This is a genomic window from Sanguibacter massiliensis (genome assembly GCF_900240335.1).
Classification (GTDB): Bacteria; Actinomycetota; Actinomycetes; order Actinomycetales; family Cellulomonadaceae; genus Flavimobilis; species Flavimobilis massiliensis.
Window position 1 is genome coordinate 2,973,154 of the sequence record NZ_LT964979.1, and the last position, 17,606, is coordinate 2,990,759.

At 64.5% G+C, this 17,606-nt stretch carries 10 protein-coding genes and 1 pseudogene; 5 read left to right on the plus strand and 6 right to left on the minus strand.

What is annotated here, in order from left to right:
* Positions 1-484 precede the first annotated feature (484 nt).
* Entirely contained in the window at positions 485-1,414 is a 930-nt protein-coding gene (locus C1729_RS13700) for a hypothetical protein (RefSeq protein ID WP_129590768.1), read from the minus strand.
* Between the two features lie 210 nt (positions 1,415-1,624).
* Between C1729_RS13700 and C1729_RS13705 the strand changes: the two are divergent.
* The 4 genes and pseudogenes from C1729_RS13705 to C1729_RS13725 all read left to right on the plus strand — a co-directional run bounded on the left by C1729_RS13705 (position 1,625) and on the right by C1729_RS13725 (position 6,132).
* Positions 1,625-2,821: pseudogene (locus C1729_RS13705) on the plus strand (IS3 family transposase).
* A 1,138-nt stretch (positions 2,822-3,959) separates the two neighbouring features.
* Positions 3,960-5,039 carry a nucleotidyltransferase domain-containing protein gene (locus tag C1729_RS13715; RefSeq protein ID WP_207204628.1) on the plus strand — a complete coding sequence of 360 codons (1,080 nt, stop codon included), beginning with the start codon at positions 3,960-3,962 and terminating at the stop codon, positions 5,037-5,039.
* Between the two features lie 50 nt (positions 5,040-5,089).
* Positions 5,090-5,527, plus strand: coding sequence for a hypothetical protein (locus C1729_RS13720; RefSeq protein ID WP_102510419.1), 438 nt, complete (start codon positions 5,090-5,092; stop codon positions 5,525-5,527).
* Positions 5,518-6,132 (plus strand): hypothetical protein, encoded by a 615-nt coding sequence (locus tag C1729_RS13725; RefSeq protein ID WP_129590770.1) that lies wholly within the window; start codon positions 5,518-5,520, stop codon positions 6,130-6,132. The genes C1729_RS13720 and C1729_RS13725 overlap by 10 nt, the downstream gene beginning before the upstream one ends.
* Positions 6,133-6,280: 148 nt before the next feature.
* Here the strand turns inward: C1729_RS13725 and C1729_RS14405 are convergent, their stop codons facing one another.
* The 5 genes from C1729_RS14405 to C1729_RS13750 form a co-directional block, all read right to left on the minus strand.
* On the minus strand, positions 6,281-6,694 hold the full coding sequence (locus C1729_RS14405) for a hypothetical protein (protein WP_129590771.1): 414 nt from the start codon (positions 6,692-6,694) through the stop codon (positions 6,281-6,283).
* Positions 6,695-7,151: 457 nt separating this feature from the next.
* Positions 7,152-10,244: a restriction endonuclease gene (locus tag C1729_RS13735; protein ID WP_102510422.1), complete on the minus strand. Its 3,093-nt coding sequence runs from the start codon at positions 10,242-10,244 to the stop codon at positions 7,152-7,154.
* Between the two features lie 4 nt (positions 10,245-10,248).
* Positions 10,249-12,267: a site-specific DNA-methyltransferase gene (locus C1729_RS13740; RefSeq protein WP_102510423.1), complete on the minus strand. Its 2,019-nt coding sequence runs from the start codon at positions 12,265-12,267 to the stop codon at positions 10,249-10,251.
* Positions 12,264-13,028 carry a DUF4391 domain-containing protein gene (locus C1729_RS13745; RefSeq protein WP_165375512.1) on the minus strand — a complete coding sequence of 255 codons (765 nt, stop codon included), beginning with the start codon at positions 13,026-13,028 and terminating at the stop codon, positions 12,264-12,266. Before C1729_RS13745 ends, C1729_RS13740 begins: the two co-directional genes overlap by 4 nt.
* A gap of 17 nt (positions 13,029-13,045) precedes the next feature.
* Positions 13,046-16,210: a helicase-related protein gene (locus tag C1729_RS13750; protein ID WP_102510425.1), complete on the minus strand. Its 3,165-nt coding sequence runs from the start codon at positions 16,208-16,210 to the stop codon at positions 13,046-13,048.
* Between the two features lie 201 nt (positions 16,211-16,411).
* On the opposite strand from C1729_RS13750, the gene C1729_RS13755 reads away from it, so the two are divergent.
* Positions 16,412-17,341 carry a restriction endonuclease gene (locus tag C1729_RS13755; protein WP_102510426.1) on the plus strand — a complete coding sequence of 310 codons (930 nt, stop codon included), beginning with the start codon at positions 16,412-16,414 and terminating at the stop codon, positions 17,339-17,341.
* Positions 17,342-17,606 lie beyond the last annotated feature (265 nt).

The window sequence follows — 17,606 nt, forward strand, 5'->3', positions numbered from 1 at the left end:
GCAAACCGCATTCTACTCATGGGGGTAAGAGTAGATCGCACGTCACTCCCCGTGCCATTGACTCAGATGTTCGGGCGGAAGCAATGCATGCTGCAATCTGGGCATCTGGCGATATTCGCTGTCAGGGCTGCGGCGATGATTCGACGTGCGACGCATCTACCCCTTCATGGCGCACAGCCAAACGGGTACGAAGGGGCAGCTGACTAACCAAGAAGCTCGCAACCCATACACCGAGGTAGACAGCCAATAGGACGACCGGACCCTTGGAGAAGAGAAGTATGGGAAGAATAAGCGCGACGGATGAGACTGCGTTTCGTCGAACCGATCTTCTGGAGACCGCCCATCCAGCCCACCCGCCTGCGGCAGCTCCGAAAACTACAGCCATGATTGCCAGCTGCCACAGTGGAACATACATGATGCACGACTCCTACGAGCTCGGGGGAGGGGCATGCCTGCCCCTCCCCCGAGCCTACATGGTGGTGTTCTACCGGCAGTTGCGCTTGTACGTGAGCGTGGAGACGAGCATCGGTGCCACCAGGATCTTCGCGCAGCCATTCGCCTTGACGGCTCGCTTCGCTCCCTCCGAGATGTTCACCGCGTTGCCAGCGCACAGAACGGACAGGATCGGCCCAATCGCGAGCCCGGCAGCGCCGCAGAGGAACTGAGCGACCTGGGTGTCCTGGGCGGAACGTGTCTCGGACTTCGAGAGGTAGATCGTCGGAATCCCATAGCTGTGGCCGTAGGTCGGGTCGGCAACGATCGGGTAGGCCGTTGATGCGTCAGGAGTCACCGTCTGCACAAGTGCCGTGCCGTCGATGCGGTAGGTCGTATCGACGCTCGCACCACTTGAGTCAACCGCCCATGCTGGCGCGACGCGACCGACCACGAGCACGCCGAGCCCAAGGTCCTTCACCAGCTCGATCGAGCCGTCCGCCGCCGCGCGCGGCGCGATGCCCTCACCGAAGGCGTAGGTGAACTCATGCTGGGCATCGGCATCGGGGATGACTGTCTGCAGTCGCACAGAACCGTCCTCGAGGACCTGAACGGCCGCGTCGACCCCTTGCGCGCCTTCGTAGACGATCGTCCCGTCAGCGGCCACGGTGCCCCCGTCGAGACCCAGGTCGGACGGCAGGTTGATCTCCCAGTCGAGGCTGGGGTCGTCCGTCGACCGCACGGCGATCGGCTCAGTGGCGTCGACCGGAACGCTGACCTGGACGTCTCCCACCAGGTGTTCGATTCCGTCGGCCTCCGCCACTCCCGTGAGGACTTCGCCCTGGTCTGGGGCGACGTCTGCGATGAGTCGCGCCGTCGATTCCGTCGGGTCCTCTGCGGCATTCGCGGCGGGGAGGCCCGCAGTGAAGAGCGCAACGCTGGCCGTAGTCGCTACCAGCACACTCACAAGTTTCCGGCTCACAAAAGCTCCTTTGAGTCTGTAGCCGCCGATGTCGGCGAACTCGGCTAAACGGTACCAGCGCTCCGCTCTTCATACCAGGGGTTGGCCAGGTCGCGGGAAGCGGTGTAGCAGTTCGCTTCGGCAGGCAGTGAGTGTCAGAGGTCGGGACTGCTGCACGAACAGGTGACACCCACCCGCGGTGCTGACCAGCACCGCTGAGAGGATGTCTCCATGTCTAAGCGCTATCCCCGCGAGTTCCGCGATGATGTCGTGCGCGTCGCCCTCGCGCGCGACCCCGGCGTGTCACTGGCACGCATCGCCGCCGACTTCGGCGTCGGCAAGTCCTCCTTGCAGAACTTCGATTCGAGAGGCCGCCGAGGCTGCCCCCGCCGCGACGTCCGCAGAGGTCCCCTCTGAGGCCCTGGAGGCTCGCGAGCTGCGTCGTCGGGTCAAGCTGCTGGAGCCGGAGAACGAGGTCCTGCGCCGTGCTGCGGCCTACTTCGCTCAGGCGCACCTGCCGGGAAAATGACCTACCCGCTCGCCGGAGAGCTTGCCGCTGACGGTGTCCCCGTCGCGGTGACGTGTCGGGTGCTTCATCTCGCTCGCCAGCCCTACTGCCGCTGGTTCGAACGGCCTGTGACCTCGGCCGAGATCGTGGAGGCCTACCGCGCGAACGCGCTCTTCGACGCCCACCGTGACGACCCGGAGTTCGGCCACCGTCTCCTGGCCGACGAAGCCCGCACGGCCGGGCAGCCGATGGCTGATCGCACTGCGTGGCGTATCACCTCGGCCAACGGCTGGTGGTCGGCGTTCGGTAAGAAGAAGAGCAAGAACGGCAAGCGGCCGGGCCCTCCGGTCCACGACGACCTGTGCGCTCAGGTCGACGAGCACGGCCGCACTCGGCATGTCTTTGCCGCCGATCGCCCCGACGAGCTGTGGTTGACCGACATCACCGAGCACACGACTGCCGAGGGCAAGGTCTACATGTGCGCGATCAAGGACGCGTTCTCCGGGAGGATCGTGGGCTACTCGATCGACTCTGGGATGAAGTCTCGGCTGGTCGTGCGCGCGATCGAGAACGCAGTCGCCATGCGCGGGAACGTGGCCGGATGCATCGTTCACTCCGACAGGGGAAGTCAGTTCCGCAGCCGCAAGGTGCTGCGCGTCCTGGCCCGTCACAGCCTCGTCGGATCCATGGGGTGGGTCGGGGCGGCCGGCGACAACGCGGCGATGGACTCGTTCTTCGCGTTGCTGCAGAAGAACGTCCTTGACCGCCGTCGTTGGGCGACGCGGTCTGAGCTGCGGATCGCGATCGTCACCTGGATCGAGAGGACCTATCACCGTCGCCGGCGGCAGGTCCGACTGGGGCGGTTGACCCCGATCGAGTTCGAGACCATCATGACCACTCAGGTCGCACTCGCAGCCTGAACCTAACTGTCACCTGTTCGTGCAGCAGTCCCCATCGTGCGACTCCCCCGGACCGCTCGAGGTGCCCGCCGGAGTTGAGGGAGATCGGTGCTCCCGCGTTCGCTTGGTGGACTCGTGCACCAGACGTGGGTGCTCTCGGAAACTAAGCTCCCAGCGGGACCCGTCCTGGTATGTGAAGGCACCGAAGAGGTCGTCGGATGAGTGGCCGCTGAAGTCGTCGGGAGTCCCGAAGTCTTCCGAGATGTCCACGTCCCACGTCTCTCCCGTAGAAAGGAGCGACCGCGGGGAGACGGCCCGGTCCTTGCCTCGGACAACCGTGATCTCGACGTCGGTGATGGGGAAGGAGCCTCGGTTGGTAATACGCGCAGACCTTGTTTCGCCCCGGGTCTGATGGAGGCTCTCATTACTGGGAAGGACGATNTCGGATGAGTGGCCGCTGAAGTCGTCGGGAGTCCCGAAGTCTTCCGAGATGTCCACGTCCCACGTCTCTCCCGTAGAAAGGAGCGACCGCGGGGAGACGGCCCGGTCCTTGCCTCGGACAACCGTGATCTCGACGTCGGTGATGGGGAAGGAGCCTCGGTTGGTAATACGCGCAGACCTGCCGCCTTGCTCCCAGTCCTTCACGCTGAGCTCAACCAAGCGCACGTGATCCAGCCGGTGCAACAGCCGCGTCAGTCGGTCGTTTGCCCGCGTGGAATGCCATGCGACGAATCCGAGGGCGATCGTGTCGACGCCGCTGAATCACTCACCCCAAGTTCCAAGTTCCATGAGCGCGATCCTTGCACCTGCCGCAGCTTGACGACATGGTCGGCGGCGATCCGCCCTGCCAGTTTATCTCGGAGCGCACAGACCGAGGTCAGGGAAAGTCGTGGTCAGCCCCGTGGCGCGGTTGACTGCGGATCGCGCGTTGTCTCGCAGCACAGTCGCCTCGACCACCGAGGCTCCGTGGAACCGGATGCACCCCGGTGGCCTTCGTAGTGTCGGACCCAGGCTGTACTGTGAATCACAGCGTTGAAAGACGTTTGACGGGCCGGGTGCAGCAACACCCGACCCGTCGTGACAACAGCATCTTCAGGTGCGACCCGTTGTCGTAAGTTCTTGGCGAACTTGCCTGCAATCCTCGCACAAAGTTGTGGGGATGCCTGGCAAGAGGCACACGGGTCGCGTCTCCTACCACAAGGGCCGCCTCGGTGTCGGTCCGGAACGGAGCATCATGCCGACCACCCTCGAGAGTGCCTTCTCCGAGTTCGACGAGAGCCTCAACCTCGACGCCTTCGAACGTCGTCGCGCCCAGGACCGCCACCGCGAGCTTCGAGACGTCCTCGAAGCCACCGACTGGGTCGCCGGATCGTTCCTGCAGGGATCCTTCGCCCGCAAGACGATGCTCAAGCCGCTCACGGACATCGACATCGTCATTCTCCTCGACGTCGAAGCGCACCCCGAGCTTCGCGGCCCTGACGGTCCGGAACGCGCGATGAACCTCTTCCGCGCTGCGGTCAAGGACCACTGGCCTGGCGCACAGTTCGACATCGGTGACCCGCCTGCCGGCAAAGCGCTACGCGTCCACTTCGACGACGTCCACTTCACGGTCGACCTCGTCCCGGGGATCGATGCTCCCGGGCGCCGCGTTCTCATCGGTGACCGATTCGACCGTGAGTGGACCGACTCCAACACACGAATCCAGATCGACCGAGTCACCGAGCGTAACAAGAGGTGCAACAGCAAGTTCGTCCACCAGGTGCGCATGCTCAAGTCGTTCCGTGGCACCCAGCCGGAACTCGACTTCGTCTCAGGCATCGTCATGGAGTCCCTGGCCTTTCAGGTGATCCATGAGCCGATGCTGCACGCCGAAGCGCTCGCGGCAGTCCTGGAGGCAGCACCCAGCCTCCTCCGTGGCAAGCTTCTGGAGCCTGCGGGCGAGGATGACATCACAGAGAAGTGGAGCGAGCACGAACGGGACATCGCTATCGCTGTGTTCACCCGTCGCGCGGTACAGGCGCGCGAGGCGCAGGAACTGGCGGCAGCCGGCGACCCACACTCGTCGATCGATGTCTGGCACGACATCCTCGGCGATCCCTTCCCGGCCGCGCCGCCCCGCAGCCCCAAGGACGTCGTGACGGCGCTGGCTTCGGGAAGCTTCACCTCGACACAGCGACCCAGCTCCACGCTCGCGGGCGTCATCCCGGGAAGGCCGACGCGGGCATGGCGATCCAACTGACTGACGTTCTCGAGGATCCGGCGGGCACCTCCCGGCGTATCGAGGATGCCATGGCGGGAGTGCACATCACATCGGTGAGGACGTTCGAGGACACGGTCATCCTCAACGTCGCCTTCGATGCACTGCCCGAGCTGGCGGACTTCCCAGCAGAGAACGTCCGCATCCGGATCCACCGAAGCGGTGAGCTCGAAGCTGTGCCGGGCCGTTCCGACCGCCCCTGGGAGCACCGCGAACGTCCACGTGGACCCGAGGGCTATGGAGGGGCGCTCTGCCTCTACTACGTCGACGACCCGCGCGAGCTGCGATGGTCGTGGGACGACGGGCTCGAGGAGTACATCCACATCGTTCGCCGCCACCTCATCTTCGAAGAGTGGTTTCGGCGCACCGGGGACTGGCCGACGGAAGACGCACCGCACGGGCGGCCCGCGCAAGGGAAGCACCCCATCCGTACGGCTGAACTGCGCAAGGACCTGGCGCGATGGCGATAACGATGGCTGCGGCCGCCACCGAGGCGGCCGCAGCCAGTCCCGCGTGGAGTCAGCTTCTCCTGGCGGTCCTGGGCTCATCCGTTGCGGGTGGACTACTCACGACCGCCCTCGGTTCGTTGCGGGCATCGGCGGAAGTGCGCAGAGACGGCTATGCCCGCGCTACCAGCGTCCTCGTCCGGAGAACCGAGTATGCCTACCGCGTCCGACGGAGAACATCGGACGACCCCGCGACGCTCGCCGAGCTCACCCACCTCGGAAGCGAGATCCAAGAAGAACTGGCCTGGTGTCGGGCTTGGGTGGCCGCGGAGAGCGCGGCCGTCTCCGCAGTGTTCGACGGCGTGTGCAGCGAGATCTCCCAGGAAGCTTCGGCCTGGCTTCGCGAGGCATGGACCTTGCCCCCGGTGAGCCGCCCCACCGAGATGAACCTCGGTGAATGGGGTCCTCGCGCAGGACGCGATCAGATCGCCCGATTCCAGTCCGCCACGCGGTTTCGCTTCGGTTGGCGGCGGACGATCCCCGCGTGGATCGTGAAGCGGTGGCTGAGGCGCAAGGAGGACACATCGAGAAGCGTGGCGACGATGGGGCCAGCGAGCGACGCGACATGATGAGACATCGAGAGTCCGCCCGCAAGAAGTACTTGACTCTTGCGACCAGGCTGGGTCGGCGAGCACTTGACGAGGGGCGTTCGAGGAATGCTACGGAGATGTGAGAGATGACTGACGGGGCACTTGATGCCTCGACGCCGCCGAGTGGCTACGGCGCGAGCATGATCGCGACAAGCAGCGCGATGGTCATCGCCAGTGTCATGCCGACGAGACAGCCTGTGACACCTACGGGTTTGCTGGTCGCGAGTGAGTCGCCCGTTGATGCCGGGGTGTTTGCGTTTCCGAGTTCGAGATCGCCTCCAAGCAGTGTGATTGGAGCACTCGTGGGCTCGAGCGCACGTGAGATGAAGGTGACCCTTCCGCCGTGCTCGAAGAGCAGCGAACCTGCAGGGGGTACGTCGATCGACTGATCAAGCCACCGGATAGTCCCCTGGCGGCCCGACACCCGCTGGATGACAGTGACGACAAGCCCACCCGGAATGTGGTGCTCCGAGGCCACGACCTCGACTGCGCGGGCGGTTGCCCAAGCCTTGCGGCTCGTCGCGGTCCGGGCATCGGGCATGGTGAGTTCCCCATCTCGCGGAGACTCCCAGGCGCTCTCAGAGATGTGGCTCGGAGGGATGCATGGGTGCTTCGTCCACGGCGGCCCGATGACGTCGAAGTAGACGCGGGATCCATGGTGATTCGCGTAGAAGTATGTGTCGTGACCACACACCGGGCACTTCGAGTTCGGGGCGACGAGGTACGGGATCGAGCGTGACGCTGGAGGGATCGGTGCGACCGGGCCTGTGGCCACCCTTCGGGGCGGCACATACCCCCGTGGCCGGACATATCGCGGCGTGTGCCAGTCTCCATACGGCCCGTCGCGAGTGACCTTGTGGGCCTTGACCCAGTACCTTGTTCCGTCCTTGCGTGTGCGCCAATGACCGCTGCGCCAGAAGGTCGTCATCACACCCGTCCCAAGACGCGGGGCGTGTGAAGACGAGACTTTGGTTGCCGACGAGCCATGAACACCTCCCCTACATCGAGTCGATCACCCCGTCGACGTCGGACATCGTTGCCACGACCTCGTACGCGAGGTCCGTGACTCCGAGTCGTTCCGCGACGGTGGCGAAGTGGAGCTTGCCGGCGATGGTCTTCGGTTCCTGGAATCCGCCAAGGAGTGCCGTGTTCGTCTCGCTCTTGGTCTCGAAGACGATGTAACGACCGCCGTCAGGGAGTTCGATCAGCACCGCCCAGTCAGGGTTGTACCGGCCGAACGGCGTTGGGATGGTGAATCGGGACGGCAGCTTGACGAACGCTTTGACGTCATCGCGGGTGAGGAGCGCGAGGGAGAACTCGCGCTCGACGGCCGAGTCGACGACGACGTGCGCGTAGGGCGACTTGGCGCTGAAGTCGATCGCGGCACCGTCGGAACCGGCGACGACGTTTCCTCCCTGGCCCACGTATCCCTGGAGGTCCTCGCTTTCGAGGAGGGTGAGCGGGTACCAGCGGTCAACGTCGGGACGGTTGTCCGCCACGAGGTCGTACTGAAGGCCATTGACGAGGAACTGATTCTTGGTCTCGTTGAGCAGCTTGGAGACGCGGTCGACATAGGCCTGGGGGTTCTGGCGGAACTGGGGGAGTGTGCCGGAGTCCGTGAGGACGTTGGCAATCGTCGCTCGCGTGAGCTGCGTGCGGTCGGCGAGCACCGAGAGGATGTCCGGCAGGTCCTCGCTGTCGGTGTAGACGACGTCCGTGCGACGAACGCTCGAGAGCTCGGCAGACAACCCGCTCTGGTCGATGCTCGTGACGAGCGAGGTCTGCCATTCGCCCTTGCGCTTCGGGACGGCCGGCATCTGGCGGAGCTTCTCGACGAGAGTCTTTCGGAGTTCGTCCTCGTCGACCTCGAGGCGGTACTCGGTCCGGTGCTTGATCCGGTTCCAGAGAGCCCGGAACTCCGGGCTCTCCAGCCGTTCCTTGACGACCGGGACGACGACCCGCTCAGAGGCCTTCTTGATCTCGATCGGCTTGGCAAGGCGCTTGAGCAGGCCGAGCAGTGCGATCTGGCCGGCCTCGCTCGGGACCGCGTCGGCGACGAGCGCGTTGAGCTCGTCGCTGTCGTCCTGGATCGCGGTGCGAAGCGACTCCTGGACCAGACCTGCCGCGTCGACATAGCCGGCCAACGTCAGGGCGGTGAAGAGGTTCTGTGCCGCAGCGTTGCCGACCGGGACGACTGCCCCGTCGTTGTCCAGGTCCTTGTAGGTGACGCGTGCGAAGCCGTCGACGGTGACCTTGCCGAACTCGATGCCGAGGTCCTCGGCCAGCTCGCGCTGGAGGTTCTCTGCGAACTCCTCGAAGGATTCGTTGGCGATGACGGTGAGCCTGTTGACGCCGAAGCCCCGCACGCGGTTGCCGGTGCCGTCGACGGCGAGCCGTAGCCCACGTCCGAGCGACTGGCGGCGCCACCGTTCGGAGCCCATGTTCCGCAGGACGCAGATCTGGAAGACGTTGGGGTTGTCCCAGCCTTCCTGGAGCGCGGAGTGGCTGAAGATGAAGCGGATCGGGGTTCCCGGGGTGGTGAGGCCGACCTTGTCCTTCATGATCTGCGAGTACGCGAGTTCTGCCTGCTGACGTCCGGCGGCGGTGTTCTCCGCTGTGTCGACGAGGCGACGTGCACCGCTCTTCTTGCTCTGGTCGATCGAGAAGTAGCCCTGGTGGGCCGCCTGCGCGACGGCGTCGGCAGGTTGCTCGGGCAGGATCGTCAGGAACTCCGGCTCGACGGAGACGCGGGCGGACTCCTCCTCGAAGATCTGCGCGTACTCGCCGGGCTGTGCATTGCCGTCCTCGTCGTACATGCGGTATTTGGCGACGGAGTCGACGAAGAAGAGGCTGAGCACCTTGATGGGGAGGCCGCTGAAGGCGAACTCCTTCTCCTTGCGCAGATGCTGACGGATCGTCTGCGCGATCATCTGGCGCGCGCGCTCGCCGAGGTCCACCTCGGCGCCGATCGACTCGCCCGGGTGGAGGGGCTCGGCGACGGTGTCGAATCGGATGTGCTCGGGGGAGATGCCGAGGGCGGTGACGTTGAGGTTCCGGTAGATCTCTCGTCCGGTGACGTCCGCCAGGTTGGAGTCGGACCTCACGGTCTCGACCTTGCGGACGATCTTGCCGCCCTGCTCCTTGTCGACCTCGATGCGCGCCGTGAAGCCGCCGGCGGTCCTCTTGACGCTCTTCAGCTGGACGTACGGGGTGGTGCCGCTGGACTCGGTGACGAGCGAGTCGACCTCGATCTGCTTGACGAGCTGCTTCTCGTAGGCGGCGATGGCGTCGAGGCGGTAGACGAGGTTGCCCTTGTCGAACTTCGGGTGCGTTGCGGAGTAGCGCAGTACGGCGAGGGGCGTGAACTTCGCGATCGCGAGACGGCCCGCCCCCGGCTTCTTCTTGGGGTTACCGTCATCCCCATAGACGCTCTGGGGCTCGTCGATGATGACGACCGGGCGTGTGGCCGCGATGAGGTCGATCGGGCGCTCGTCGTCGAGGTCCTCGGACGGCTTGTGGATAGTGTTCGATGCCTTGTTGATCGCGGCGACGGTGACGACCATGATCTCGATGCCCGACGACGTCGCGAACGTGCGTACACGCGAGGGATTGCCGCCGTCGTAGCGGAAGAACTCCATTGGTGTCTCGTTGCCGTAGATCCCGCCGAGGTGCTCCCTGAGCATCGAAATCGACGCCAACACGCCCTCGAGGATGGCGACCGATGGGACGACGACGACGAACTTGGTGAACCCGCAGCGCTGATTGAGCTCGTAGATGGTTCGCAAGTACACGTAGGTCTTCCCAGTTCCGGTCTCCATCTCGACCGTGAAGTTCGTCGACGATAGCCCTGGTTCCGGGGGGAACCCATTGGACTCCTGGACCACGTGGAGGTTTGCCAGCAGCGATGCGTTGTCGAGTACAAGCCGGTTAGCGAACCCGGTGTCGGCGAGTCCTTGGAAGCCGCCGTGAAGTGACGGGTGTGCGTATACATCGAACACACCCGTGAGTGGGTCCTGGCCCTTAAACAGTCCGACAACGGCATCGATCGCTGAGCGCTGATAGTCGAGGTCTGCTTCGAAGGTGAACTTCATCGCCTCAGATGCTCCGGAACGTCGTGAAACCGGCCTGCTTGATCGCGGCCTCGAGGTTCAGCTTCGCGGATGAGGTCGCGAACCCGGTGTCGCGCACGACGATCGTCACGTCGGAGTCCACAGGGTTCTCCTCACGCCAATCGACCAGCGCGCGTGCGACCTCGATGGAGCGTTCCGTCGAGACGTCTTCTCCGAAGTATGCGTAGAGAGTGCCACCACCCACGCAGTAGAGACGAGAGCCAGCGACGTCCCGCGACTCGACCGTCGTGGTGAGTTCAACGCCGAGCCGAAGCATCGTCTCGACGAGGAGGTCGTCCGTCGTGCGCCCTTCGATGAGGTTGTCCACGGACCCAAGAAGATCCATCTCCCCGGTCCCATCCCATGGCCTCAGATTGGATGGAGCCAGGCGGTACGAGCGAAAGCCGAGATCGATTTTGGGTGTGTCAGCAGTCGCGCCGTCCGAGAGCGATTTCACGGCACGACGGAGGCGATCTCTGGTGATGTCGGCGATGGTTGAGTAGCCTGGCTTGGCTACAGGTTCGTCCAGTTGCACCAGAATATATCGCCGATTGCCTCCGTCGGCTCGATTTAGCTGCATGGCGGCGTGCCCTGTAGATCCTGATCCAGCGAAGAAATCGAGGATCAAGGCGTTGCTGTTCCCACGCGTGACGAGGTTCATCCAGCGCTCGAGGACCTCGGTGTCCTTGGTGTGCTCAAAGGGTGGGCCGTCTGGGAACAGCCTCTGAAGTGTTACCGTCGCAGCATTTCGGTCGCGAATGAAGAACGAACTTGCCACCTCGCTGTCCAGCTCTTCGAGCCAGATTATTCCCCCAGGCTGCGTGGATTCGTCCGGTCCGAAATGGACGCGGCCCGCGTTCACGGCTGCATCCATGGCGGCGCGATCCGCATAGATCCAGCCGCGAATCGGAACGGCGACGGGCTTTCCGGTCTTAGGGTGCGGGTATGGGAACTTTGGGCCGCCTCGTCCAGGCCACGAAATGTTCCCGTCGACGCGGATTGGCCGCCCCTGGTCGTCCATCGTCGAGTATCTCGTCACGGAATCGCTTGGAATCCCAGATCGTTTGAATTCTCGCAGCCACCGGCGCCACTCCCTCTGCGCTGCTGGGTGGTCGCCGTTATGCCGCTCCCAAATTTCTGCAGCCGCCGTGAGGGCCTCGTCGATGCCGCCCTTTGGTTCTCGCCAGCGAATTCCGGATGCGCGGAGCGCCTTCTCGTTCTTTGCGTAGATCAGCATGTAGTCGTGTCCGACGGAGACATATCGAGAGTCGTTCTTCCTTCCGCCTTGCCAAATAATGTTTGCGATGAAGTTCTCGGCGCCCATTACTCGGTCCAACAGAAGTTTGAATCGTGCATGCTCAGTATCATCGATCGCCGCGATCAGGACGCCGTTCTCCTTGAGAAGCGAGTGAGCGACCAAGAGTCTTGGGTACATCATCGAGAGCCACTTTGCGTGTTTCGCGGAGGAGAGTCGTCGCTCTTCGGCGCGCTCGGAGCCTTCGCCGACTTGCGTGGCGCCAGCCTCATCTCGCAGGCCCGCCGCGGACTCGTGCTCGCGGAAAGTCGACATTCGCTTGTCGTCGTACACAAAATCTCCGGCCGTGTTGTACGGCGGGTCGATGTAGATGACGTCGACCTTGCCCGTGTATCCACGGCGCAGAAGACGAAGGACCTCGAGGTTGTCGCCTTCGATGATGATGTTCTTCGTCGAGTCCCAGTCGACCGACTCATCCGGACGGGGGAGCAGCGTGCCTGTTGCCGGCAGCGTCGACAGTCGGCGAGCTTCGGACATGCCAACCCAGCGGAGGCCCGACGGCTCGGAGCCAGCGGGCTCGGCGTCGTCGCCCAGGAGGTCGCGCAGCACATCGAGGTCCACCTTGCCGTCCGCGACGGCATCGGGAAAGAGGCTTGCCAGAAGCGCGATGTTGCCGTCAATCTCGCCGAGCGTCTTCGCCTCGCCCACAGGAGTGAACTCGATGCTGCCGTCTGACTGGGAGGTTGTCACTTGTCATCCTCGGTTGGATCGGTCGGTGGAACTGTCGGTGCTGGGGGCGCGGCGAGCCGGGCCTCGAGGGCGTCGATGCTCGTACGAAGGGTACGCGCGCGGGCGTTGAGGTCGATCCTTCGCTGCATCGACGGCTCCCGTGCGGCAACTCGCGCAACAGTGGTGAGTTCGTTCGTCGCCGCGGTGATCTGTCGTCGGAGCCCGATCGCTTCGGCCGCCGACAGTGAGAGCCTGGGGAACTTCCCGTCCGCGGCAACTGCTCGAACGAGGTCGTTGTGAAGCGTCCCAAGGTCGGTGCGAGAGAGGCGCGCGATGTGGAGCGATCCTGTTGCGAAGCGTTCGGGTGACGCGATCAGGTGCTCCTCAACGACGGACCTCCCCGCGTCCGTCTGGCTCAGACGGGTCAGCGCTACCGACAGGCTCGCGGTGCCTGCGCTCTCGTCATAGAGGCCGAGGATCGAGGGCCGTGGCATCGACCTGTGGAGCAGCTCGGCGACGCGAACCGTGTCACGCCTCTTGGCTCCTTCAACGACGTTGATCTCGATCACCGGGATCATGTCGACGCGTCGATCAGGAGTCTCGACCGCAGCTGCCCCGACCGTCGTCGGACTGAGAACTGCGGTGATCCTGGCGCTGGAGATGACTCTGCCCAGCAGCCGAGCATCGGCGGATGACGACCCCTCCCACTGCGCGACGATGTCCTTCTTCGTTAGACGATGCGACTGGCGCGCGCGATCCGGCAGCCCGAGCAGGTCCGCCACACGCATCGACTCGGTGCTCACGGGACGATCGCTAACCATGCGACCACGTCGACCGAACCAAGCCCTGCCACCGAGGCGTCGGTGCCGAGACGGGACGGAGCGGGGGAGAACACTGACGCAGCCAACGTCTGGTCACTGTGACCGGACGTCGCCGTGACCGCTGCGTCGAGGAGGGTCCTGTAGTGGGACATGTCTCGGCCGTGACGCGTAGCCTTCTCGAAGTCAGCGAACGCTTCCGGGTCGGGATCTGTGCGGTCGAGGCCATGGCGCCGCAGCACGTCGAGTGCCAACTTCGGTTCTTCGACCTTGTGGGCAAGCACACCGTCATCACCGACGTATGCGAGCACGTAGGGTGCGAGCGGGTATCCGGACCCGAACGGCGGCGCGCCCTCCCTCAGGCGCAGAAGGAATACCGCTCCGGGCGTGAGGCCTTCACTCGAAAGGGTTGCATCAAACCGTGCCACGCCGAACAGTGCGAGCGGCCACTCGTCAATCCGCCGGAGCTCCGCCCGGGGTCGCGACGCGGCGTCCATGCGGAAGTCCGAGAGCGTGAGGTCCGTGATCGAGAGCCCGCCGGCGAGATCCTCCATCGTGGGAGAGGCGTTCTTCAGCTGCTCGAGCTGTCGCCGCCGGTAGTCGAGATCATTCATCTCGGAGGAGTCCAGGACGTTCTCCTCGCCCGTGGCAGAGACATCCAACAGCTTCATCCGGCTCGCGACTCGCCCTTCGAGATTGATGTAGGCGTCGAGGTCCTCGGTCGGCCAGAAGTTCACGAGTTGCACGCTCGTGTTCTGCGAGCCGAGACGGTCGACGCGTCCGAAGCGCTGCACGATCCGCACTGGATTCCAGTGGATGTCGTAGTTGACGACCGTGTCGCAGTCCTGGAGGTTCTGGCCCTCCGAGATCGTGTCGGTCGCGATGATGAAGTCCACGACCTCGGCGTCCTTGGAACCGCCCTTCGACAGCGGCGAGAACGCCGCGAGCACGGAGTGCATGTCGCGGCGCGACAGCGCAGCCGTCGTGCGGGTCGACTGTCCCGTGATGAGTGCGACGTGCACGCCCAGCTCCGCCACCGCCCACTCGGCGATGTGCTTGTAGAGGTACTCGGCGGTGTCGCTGAACGCAGTGAACACCAGCGCCTTGTGATTGCCAGCGTTGAACGGGTTCTCGACCTTGGTCCGGAGAAATGTGCGCAGCTCAGCGAGCTTGGCATCGCGAGCAGCATCAACCCGCGTCACATCAGCCAGGAGAGTGGTGATCGTCGCGCGGTCGGCCTCGAGGTCCTGACGCCACCGCGTGCGATCGACGTCCTTGAGGAAGACCTTGACGTTGCCACCTACGACATCGTCCAGCTCGGGGTCCTCCAGGCTGAGCAGCGTCGCCGCCCCGGCATCCGTGATCGAGAGTCCGTCGCTTCCGCTCGCCTCGAAGGTGTCGAGCGTCTCGATCGACGCGTCGACGACGGACAGCACCTTGGCCAGAGTGAGGGCGAACGAGTGCACAGACGACTCGAGCCGCTTGAGCAGCCCTATCCGAAGCAGGTGGACCACGTTGTCCTCACGGTCCGTCTGCACCCACTTACGCTTGCCGCCCGTGCGCAGCGAGCGGTCGTAGAGTTCCGCATACTGCGCGACGTGGGCTGCGTGGACGTAGCTCGTCGGCTTGTAGGCCGCGAGAGTGAGACGCAGGATCGATCGGTTGATCTGCTCAAGCGAGCTCATTGAACCGTCGAGGTCGATGCCGGGGGAGAGGTTGATGGGGCTCAGCCGCACCGGGAACTTCCCGGTGTCGGCCACGCCGTAGTACTTCTCAATGTGCTTGCGAGACCGCGCGATTGTCAGCAGGTCCAGAAGGCGGATGTAGTCCATCCCCAGGGTGCTCACCAGCGACCTCGCGGTGCGCTGGGCCTCAGGAGCCTTCTGCCAGGCATTGAACCTCGACTGTGCCTGCCTCAGCGTCTGACCGATGTCCTTGATGCCCTCGTGCGAGAGCGCCCCGTCATCGCCCTCGGTTGCAAACAGCACCTGGTTGCGCAGGTCGGCAAGCCGCGTGTTGACGGGTGTCGCCGACAGCATGAGGACCTTGGTACGGACGCCAGTACGCACGACCTCGTCCATGAGCCGCTCGTAGCGCGTCGTCCGACCGTCAACCTGCGGGTTGTTGCGGAAGTTGTGCGACTCGTCAATGACGACGAGGTCATAGTTGCCCCACGCGATGTGCGACAGATCGATGTCGCCGCTCATCCCGCTCGTTCGCGAGAGGTCCGTGTGATTGAGGACGTCGAAGTTGAACCTGTCGGCCACGAGCGGGTTGCGCTCGTCATTGGCGCGGAACAGAGTCCAGTTCTCACGCAGGCGCTTCGGCGCGAGAACGAGAACGCGGTCGTTCCGCAGCTCGTAGTACTTGATGACCGCGAGAGCCTCAAACGTCTTTCCGAGACCCACGCTGTCCGCGATGATGCAGCCGTTGTGGCGCTCGAGCTTCTCGATCGCGCCGAGAACACCGTCACGCTGGAACTTGTAGAGCTTTTTCCACACCTCGGTGTCGAAGAACCCGGTCCGGCCGCGTGCCTCGGTCTCCTCGCCCGCCTCCTCGACGAAGTCGCTGAAGAGCGTCGTGAGGATGCGCAGGTAGACCGACTCCGGGGACCTGTCTTCGTAGAGCGCCCGGGCAGCGTCGAGGAAGCTCTCCTGCGCGGGCACCGAGGCCGCATGGTGCCACGTGCGCTCGAAGTGCTCGCCGATCTGCGCGACCTGATCGACGTCGGTGAACTCGAGAGGCAGGTGAAGACTCGATGACGCGACCAGGCCAAGGCTCTCGGCCTCGATGCCAGCGCCCTGGATCGCATAAGGAGACGGTCCGTGAACCGTCGTCGAGGTGTCCCTGGTCTTAAGATTCAGCCGACGAGCCTGGAGACGCTGCTCGGCCCACTCGACGAACTCCCGAGCGACCCGGTGCTGGTCAAGCCGCGCACGCAGGAGGTTCTCGTCGTCAAGACCGTTGAGAGGGAGATTCTCGGTGTTCCGACCCCACAGCAAGAGTCGCATATCGACGTCGGCGAGTTCGTCCTTGAGCGCGTCGTGAACGAAGATCGAGAACGACTCCGAGAGCGAGTCGAGCGACGTCGCATCGCGCAGATGCCGGCGCAGGCTATCGAGCGGCCGATCGTCCTCGAACGTCACGCAATGCCTCCCTGGACTCACACGCGCTCGGCGGGCCGTCCCCTGTGACGACTTGAGCGCAACGTCAGACTACCGACATCTCACGCTCGCGAAAGAACCGTGAGACCGCCCGGCAGTTAAGGGCGATACGGTAGGCGCCAACCCGCCGGACCTGACGCGACAGAGTGTCGCACTCCACCTTCGCCACCATGGAGCCCGCCAATGTCGACGTCGCCGGTCTGGGAGAACTACATGGCGCCCGCACTGCGCGTCCTGTCGGACGGCGTCGTACGGAAGTCCCGTGACATCGTGGAGGACGCCGCAGACCTCCTCGGGGTGAGTGCAGAGCAGCGGGCCGCGCTCATCGACTCCGGCCTGCCGCGGTATCTCAACCGCGGAAACTGGGCCCTCTCCTACCTCAAGCGGGCTGGCGCCGTCGACAGGCCTGCACGCGGGCAGTACGTCATCACCCAGCAAGGTCGTGACCTGCTCGCAGCACTTCCTGGCGGCATCACTGAGCGTGACCTCCGGGCGGTGCCGGGCTATGTCTCTCCTCGGGGTAGGGGACGCGCCACGACGACGGCCGAGGCAGCCCTTGCCACTCCGGAGCCTGCGGACGAGCCGACCCTCTCGCCGACCGAGCAGATCGAGGACGGCGTCGCCCGCCTCCACGCGGCGGTCGCCGCCGACCTTCTCGACCGTCTGCACGCGCAGTCGCCCGCCTTCTTTGAGCAAGCCGTGCTCGACCTGCTCATGGCCATGGGCTACGGCGGGACCGAAGGCCGCGCCACCCGTACCCAGCTGTCGAACGACGGCGGCATCGACGGCATCATCGACCAGGATGCCCTCGGCCTGAGCCGTGTCTACGTCCAGGCGAAGCGCTACGGCCTGGACTCCTCCGTCGGCAGCCCAGAGATCCAGGGTTTCGTCGGGGCACTCCATGGCAACCAGGCCAACCAGGGTGTCTTCATCACGACCGCGTCGTTCAGCAAGAAGGCGCGTGACTACGCGAGCAACGTTGCTACGCGCGTCGTCCTCATCGACGGATCCCGGCTCGCGGCGCTCATGATCCGCTATGGCGTCGGCGTCCAGGTGCGTCGCACCGTGAACATCGTCGAGATCGACGAGGACTTCTTCGAGCAGCCTTACTGACATCAGGCCGCTGCCAGGTGGCTCGCGTCGAGTTCAGCGCGGACCGGCGCGCGTACGGGGCGCTGCCGTCGTCGCACGCCCCGGAAACGCAAGAACCCCGGACTCCGCGAGGGGAGTCCGGGGCCTGAACGTGCCCTCGACAGTGTGATGGCTCAGCACATCCGCGACAGGTGTCTCAAGACATCCGCGACACCATGTCTCACGACATCGACGACACCGCCCGTGCGGCGGATGCTCAGCCATGTCCAAAGCCAAGATCGTCCTC